The organism is Gemmatimonadota bacterium (genome assembly GCA_026706345.1).
GTDB lineage: Bacteria > JAAXHH01 > JAAXHH01 > JAAXHH01 > JAAXHH01 > JAAXHH01.
Window position 1 is genome coordinate 1 of record JAPOYX010000240.1, and the last position, 7,325, is coordinate 7,325.

Consider the following 7,325-nt stretch of genomic DNA (forward strand, 5'->3'; position numbering starts at 1 on the left):
ACAAAAAAGGTGTTCTCCGCGCCCCTCCGCGTCCTCCGCGGACAAAAAGGTGTTCCCCCGCCCTTCCCCACATCGGTTACGCAATTTGCCTTACGCGAACATTTGTGCCATACTTAACGTCTGGGCTCTCCCTGTCGGCAGCCCGCCGTAACCATCAGAGCCGCCCGGCCCGTTCACTTTGCCAGCCTGACCATCGAACAATTCGGCCACAGCGGAACCACCGACCCGCACACTCGCCCAATCCACTATCCACTATCCAATTCCCTGCCCTGCCGCCATGAACAAGAAAGACCTCCAAGCCCTCCGCGAAGCCGCCAAAGCCGGCGCCACCTGGAAAGACCTCGCCGCCATCATCGGCGTCACCGACCGCACCCTCCGCCGCTGGCGAGAAGAAGCCGAAGAAGAAGAAGAACACCCCGAGGGCTACTTCGACGGCGTGGAGGACGGGGAACGCCGCCCCGTGCCCGACGACGCTGCTGAGATCATCGCCGCGATCCACGCCGGCCGCGCCGAAGGCCGCCAGGAGCTCATCGAAACCATCCGCCAGCAGGCCGCCGAAAAAAACGACCTCCGCACCCTCCTTGCCCTCCTCAAACGCATGGACAACATGGACAAATAACCCCGCATCCCCCGAATTCCGCCCCAAAAAAACGCATTTGAGCGGACAAAGCGGACATATTTATGAAAAATTTCATAAAAAATCCGCCGCACCGGTCGGATCTGAGATCTGCAGGATCATCAGCCTGTCAATCCACAAACGGCCCCCCAGGGATCCCACTGACTCTCCCTTGTCTTTCGAGGAAAACGCAGGTACCCTATCCGCCAAGATTCAAAAGACTTCTATGGACTGGGCGCAAAGGACCGAACGGGCAACCATGACGAAACTGATTTTGGAGGATGAGACCTATGCTGTCACCGGGGCAGCCATCGAACTGCATCGTACGCTCGGGCCGGGCTTCCTCGAAAAAGTCTACCAGGAAGCCATGCAGATCGAACTGGCAGCCCGCGGCATTCCCTTCGAGGCCGAAAAACCACTCGACATCACCTACAAAGGCCAACGCCTCACCCAGAAATACTACGCCGACCTCACATGTTTCGGTCAGATCATCGTCGAGCTGAAGGCCCTAAATCAACTCTCCGGCCACGAAGACGCCCAACTCCTCAACTACCTCAAAGCCACCGGCCTCAGAGTCGGCCTCCTCTTCAACTTCGGCAGCCACGGCAAACTGGAACGCAAGCGCCTGGTCAGAGAGCATCCATAATCCCCGCCCCTCTGCGGACAAAAGGGTTTTCGAAGTTCTCCGCGCCCCTCCGCGTCCTCCGCGGACAAAAAGGTTTTGAAGTTCTCCGCGTCCCTCCGCGTCCTCCGTGGAAAAAGGTTTTGAAGTTCTCCGCGTCCCTCCGCGTCCTCCGCGGAAAAAGGTTTTGAAGTTCTCCGCGCCCCTCCGCGTCCTCCGCGGAAAAAGGGTTTTGAAGTTCTCCCCAGGGAACACTTCCCCTCGCGCCAACGTCTCAACTCAAAGACAACCCGACAACGCCATGACCGAACATGCCACCCTCCCCACTCCAACCCTCCACAACCACAACCGCCCTCCTCCTCGCCGTCCTCACCACCCTCCTGCACACCAACCCGTCCGCCGCCCAGCAGTCCTCTTCTTCGTCCACCCTCGCGGCCCCCGAGCTCACCGCCCAAGCCGCAGACAATACAATCGAGCTGACCTGGACGGAAGTCTCCGGCGCTGCACGTTACGAACTCTGGGTCTGGACCACCGCCGCAGACTGGGTACAGATCGGCGGCGACAACCTCACCGCCACCACCTTCACGCACGCCGACCTCGACCCCGGTACCGCCTACTACTACCAGATTCGCGCCGTGGCCGCCGGCGGTGTAACCGGCGAGTGGTCGCAGCGACTCTCCGTCACCGTTCCCGGTAACCTGCCCGCCCCCGTCCTGACCGCCCGCGCACTGCCCGGCGCCGTCGACCTCAGCTGGGAGCCCGTCACCGGCGCCGCCCGCTATGAACTCTGGACCTGGTGGGACGACGACACCGGCTGGCAACAGCTCGGCGGTGACAACCTCACCGCCACCACCCTCAGCCACACCGGCCTCACCGCCGCCGGCACCTACTACTATCAGATGCGCGCAGTCGATGCCGGCGGTGTCGCCGGCCCGTGGTCCCAGCAGGTCTTTGCCGCCTTCGAGCAACAGCAGCCGCCCAACGCAACGCCGACGCCGACAACAACAACAGAAATAGCGACTACGCCAACCCCGACCTCAACCGCAACTGAAACGCACAACGAACTGCCTGCGCCAACCCCTTCCGCTACGTCGACTGCCACACCCTCGCCCACTGCAACCCCAACCCCAACGCCTACAGCAACCTCCGCGGCGCCCGGTTTTCCCGCCCCTATCCTGACCGCCGTCGCCGCAGAAGGCACGATCGAGCTCAACTGGAACGCAGTCCCCGGCGCCGTTCGCTTTGAGCTCTGGTACTGGACCACCGCCGCCGGCTGGCAACAGCTCGACAACGGCGATCTGACCGCCGTCAGCTTTACCCATTCCGGTCTGTCTCCAGGCACGACCTACTACTACAGCGCCCGCGCCGTCAACGCCGCCGGTGATGCCACGCCCTGGTCCGAATATGCATCCGCCGCCCCCGTCCCGGACGGCAGCCCGTCACCCACCCCGTCACCGTCGCTCACACCAACGCCGACGCCCACGTCAACCCAGCCTGCTGGCGCCAGCGTGCAGGCGCCCCCGGCTTCGCTGAACGTCCATGCCTACTACCGCAAGTACCTCGACGCCGGCGGAATCCCAATCCTCTCCTCCAACGATGTGACCGACGAAGAGCTTTACCAGGCGCGCGACACCATTCTGGCCATGCTGTCGGACCGGCCCGACATCCTCGCCACCATGGCCGAATTCAAATTCCGCGTTCTCATCTACCCCGACAGATTCGAAAAGGGAGGACGCCTTGCCGACCTTCCTGAATTCAGTGGACTGGATGTCGCTCTGCGTGCTGTGGGGCTTGCCGGCGAAACGCCATACGGCTGGGTCTCAGGCTCGCCCGAGGTCGCCCGCCACTGCAACCACACCCTCATTCACGAATTCGCCCACCAGATCGAAGACGCCCTCAGACTGCAACCCGGCGGCGCCGACTTTATGTCCCGCCTCAACAGCACCTATCAGGCCGCCATGCTCACAGGACTCTGGCAGGACAGGTACGCCTCCACCAGCGCCGTCGAATACTGGGCCGAAACTGTCAGGGCCTGGCTCACGCCCAGCCAGTTCGCCGGCTGGCTGGGACCCGGCTATCAGATGCTCGAAGACTACGACCCCGTCGGCGCAGCCCTAGTCGCCGGCGTCCTCGGCACGCCCACCCCCCTGACCTTCTGCGAAATCCGCCGCTTCGACCTGCGCGGCACCGTAAACCTGCCAGACAGCCGGCCTTCCCAGTCCGATACCCATATCCTTCTGCTCAGCATCCGCTCCCCCGCAGGCGCCGGGAGGCTCCTGGGAGCCAGCACCGCCGTCAGCGGGCCCGACGGCACCTTCGCCTTCGAGCGTCTGCTCATCGAAAACCTCTTCCTGAACGCGCCGGGCGAAAAGCCGCACATCGTCATCGGCATCTACCGCCGCGACATCGTCGGCAACGCCGCCTGCCCCGCCGCCGCCTTCCTCGGAAACGACGGCAACCTGGTAAAGTCCACCGACCCCGCCCGGTGGAAAAAGCTCGAAGTGACCGGCAACCACATCACCGGCCTCTCCATCACCATTCCCCCCCAATTCGACTGGACGCCCCTCCACACCTGCATCTGAGATAAACACCCACAAACACGCCCATCCCCCGCCCTCCCCCATCCCCCGCCCTCCCCCATCCCCGCCCCAATACCCAGGCCTCGCTGACGCCCGTCTGCGAACAAAAAGCAGTTCTCCGCGCCCCTTCCCCAAAAAAAACCTGTTCCCCGCGTACGCGGCAGTACACTAAAAACTAGAAACTGACTACTAAAAACTGCTGTTCGTTCTCCGCGCCCCTCCGCGGACAAAAAAGCAGTTCTCCGTGCCCCTCCGTGTCCTCCGTGGAAAAGGTGTTCTCCCTATTCCACCCATGCATCCCAATTCATCCGCCTCCACCCTCTTACCCATCTCGGAATTGGTCACAATGAAGGCTACTGGGGTATAGTTATCTCCCATACGAACAATCAACAATAGCTCTGACAGCTGCCTGAACTGCTGTGAGCCCCCCTCCACTCCAATCTGACATCATCCCTTCCAGGGGTCCGTCCTTCTTCTCTCCATGGCCAAGGCACAACCATGACTCGAACTCCTCAGCGAACCTCTACGATCCTGCTGGCAACCCTCCTGGCCGTCGCCGCCATCTTGACCGGCGCCAGCGCCGCCCTCGCACAGCAATCCGCCCCCCTCCCTGCCCCCGAACTGACCACCCAGCCCGCCGACCGCGCCGTCGAGCTGACCTGGACCGAGGTCGCCGGCGCCGTACGCTACCAGCTCTGGTCCTGGTGGAACGAAGAGACCGGCTGGGTGCAGCTCGGCGGCGACGACCTGACCGGAACCTCCTTCACCCATTCCGACCTCGTCGCCGGCATCACCTACTTCTACCAAGTCCGCGCCATTGATGCTGACGACCAAAACGGCGAGTGGTCCGAGCGCGTCTCCACCGTGACGCCCTATGCCCTGGACGCGCCCGAACTGACCGCCCAGCCCGTAGCCGGCGCCGTCGAACTGACCTGGACGGAAGTGGACACCGCCGTCCGCTACCTGTTGTGGACCTGGTGGAACGAAGAGACCGGCTGGCAGCAGCTCGGCGGCGACGACCTGACCGCCACCAGCTTCACCCATTCCGAACTCTCCGCAGGCACGACCTACTACTACCAGATTGGTGCCGCCAACGCTGCTGACGAGCGTAGTGCCTGGTCGCAGCGGGTCTCCGCAACTGTCGTCGACGCACAACCGTTAACGCCAACGCCCACACCGACCCCAACGCCTACGCCGACCCCAACGCCAACCGCGGCCGCCGATACACTGCCCACCGCTACGCCGACAGCGCCTCCCGATACACTGCCGACCCCAACGCCAACGTTGACGCCCGGCACGTTGCTCACCGCTACTCCAACGCCGACCTCGGATACCGTTCCCACGACCACACTGACCGCAACACCCACGTCAACGCCGACCCCGGATACCCTGCCCACGACTACATCAACTGCAACTCCCACCTCAACTTCGACCCCTACGCCCACCTCGACGGCGGCCGCGCCCCTTACCGCGACGCCCACGCCAACTTCTACGGCCGTCCCCCTTCCGGCGCCAGCGCTCTCCGTAAAGCCGTCTGAGAACGTGATCGAGTTGAGCTGGGACGCCGTACCCGGCGCAGTCCGTTATGTGCTGTGGACGTGGACCGACTACGGCGGCCTCCAGAGGCTGGACGATGGCGCCCTCACCGCCACATCCTTTACACACCAGGGCGTGGAGGCAGGCACCACCTACCACTACACACTGCGCGCCGTGAACAACGCCGCCGACGTCAGCCCCTGGTCGCCCTGGGTTCCCGCCACCCTCCCCGGCCCGCTGACGCTGACCCCCGCCCAAATCTTCGCCAAAGTTTCGCCTGCCATCGCTTACGTGGAAGGCGAACTCGGCTCCGGTAGCGGCTTTCTCATCGAGGGCGGATATCTGGTCACTGCCGCCCATGTAGTCTGGCCGAATAATTTTGTGCGCGTCGTCTTCCCCGACGGAACGGAATTCGAGAAAGTAGCGGTCACGAAACTGGACCTGATTGCAGACCTTGCCGTGCTTGGCCCCCTCGATGTCTCCATCGAACCTGTAACAATGATCGACGGCGAAAACCTTCCCATCGGCACCCGCGTCCATCTCATCGGCTACCCCGGCGAGTATGAACTGTTCCCCCAACCCACCATCACCGGCGGAGTCATTTCGCGCCTTCGACAGTGGGATGCTGGTCCCCTCACCATGATTCAGACCGATTCTGCGATCGTTCCTGGACAGAGTGGCGGCGTCCTGGTATCCGATACCGGCGACGTGATCGGCATCAGCAACTTTGAAGTCTACGGTGAATTCGGACTCGTCATCTCTTCCACCGACATCATGCCCCGCATCCAGCAGCTCATCGCCGGCCAGGACCCCGGCGGCCACGGCTACCGCGTGCCGCCGCCGCCAGGCGGCGCTCTCCGTCACAGCCTGACTCTCGAAAACTACTGGCACGACCAGGCCTATATAATCTATGCACCGAGGGGCACTGAATTCGGGTTCAGCCTGTTCGGCACCAACGATAGCGCCGTCTCAATCTACGACTTCCTTGGTCGTACCGGAGAGACCTTTGATACCTTTGAAGTCACCGGCTTTGAGTATGGCGGCTATATCCTCGGCAGGCTGACGCCCCATTACCTCATCATAAGACAGAAGGCGACAACCCCCGGCAACTTTGTCGTCGCCGCCAACTACAATCTCGTTCCCGTAAACGATCCGGACGGGGGTCAAACGATCCAGGTGGGCCAGTCTATACATGGAAATATAGATTTCCCGACAGACGCTGACCACTTCTACCTCGACCTGCAGCTAGGTGAGACGGTCGAAATTCTCGCACAGTCGATCCTGGCCGACATGTTCCTCACACTTAGCGTCGCAGGAAGCCCAACCCTGACCGTCAGCAGGGACGGCAGTGCCGGCCTGCTCCTGCGTGATTCCCGCATGGTCTTCCGTGCCCCCATCACCGCCCGCTACTACCTGATCGTGGAAACCTCCGCGCCCGAAGCCCCCGGCGGCTACATACTCACCGTGAACTCCTACTCCCTCAACTGACCTCCCTCCCCTCCACCGCGGACAAGACAGCAGTTCTCCGCGCCCCTCTGTGTCCTCCGTGGAAAAAGGTGTAAAGCCGTTCTCCGCGTCCCTCCGCGTCCTCCGCGGACAAAGGAAGTCGTTCTCCGCGCCCCTCCGTGTCCTCCGTGGAAAAAGGTGTAAAGGTGTTCTCCGCGCCCCTCCGCGTCCTCCGCGGACAAAAGAAGCCGTTCTCCGTGCCCCTCCGTGTCCTCCGTGGAAAAAGGTGTTTTCCGCGTCCAATCTTGACTTGCCAACCGTTTTCCTCTACGATGAACACCTGACGAACGCGCAAGTCACGGCGGCCGGCCGCCACCGTCACCCAATACCCCGATACCAATACTGTGAGATGAAAAATGCAGGCGCTTGAAGAACTACAATCCCGCGCACAAGAAGAACTGGCCGCAGCCGGCACCGTCGAGGCCACCGAAGCCTGGTTCCGCGACTACCTCGGCCGCAACGGCGC

At 62.6% G+C, this 7,325-nt stretch carries 4 protein-coding genes; all 4 read left to right on the plus strand.

Annotated elements, in window-relative coordinates; genetic code table 11:
• Positions 1–277: 277 nt before the first annotated feature.
• Positions 278–619: a helix-turn-helix domain-containing protein gene (locus OXG98_17460; GenBank protein ID MCY3773798.1), complete on the plus strand. Its 342-nt coding sequence runs from the start codon at positions 278–280 to the stop codon at positions 617–619.
• Between the two features lie 256 nt (positions 620–875).
• Positions 876–1,262, plus strand: coding sequence for a GxxExxY protein (locus OXG98_17465; protein MCY3773799.1), 387 nt, complete (start codon positions 876–878; stop codon positions 1,260–1,262).
• Positions 1,263–1,549: 287 nt separating this feature from the next.
• Entirely contained in the window at positions 1,550–3,820 is a 2,271-nt protein-coding gene (locus OXG98_17470; GenBank protein MCY3773800.1) for a hypothetical protein, read from the plus strand.
• A 495-nt stretch (positions 3,821–4,315) separates the two neighbouring features.
• A complete protein-coding gene (locus OXG98_17475; protein MCY3773801.1) occupies positions 4,316–6,841 on the plus strand; it encodes a trypsin-like peptidase domain-containing protein in 2,526 nt (841 codons plus the stop codon).
• Positions 6,842–7,325 lie beyond the last annotated feature (484 nt).

What these genes read in the sequence shown, in the direction of transcription:
- OXG98_17475 (MCY3773801.1), top strand. Translation starts at nt 4,316, where the DNA reads ATGACTCGAACTCCTCAGCGAACCTCTACGATCCTGCTGGCAACCCTC.
- OXG98_17465 (MCY3773799.1), top strand. Translation starts at nt 876, where the DNA reads ATGACGAAACTGATTTTGGAGGATGAGACCTATGCTGTCACCGGGGCA.
- OXG98_17470 (MCY3773800.1), top strand. Translation starts at nt 1,550, where the DNA reads ATGCCACCCTCCCCACTCCAACCCTCCACAACCACAACCGCCCTCCTC.
- OXG98_17460 (MCY3773798.1), top strand. Translation starts at nt 278, where the DNA reads ATGAACAAGAAAGACCTCCAAGCCCTCCGCGAAGCCGCCAAAGCCGGC.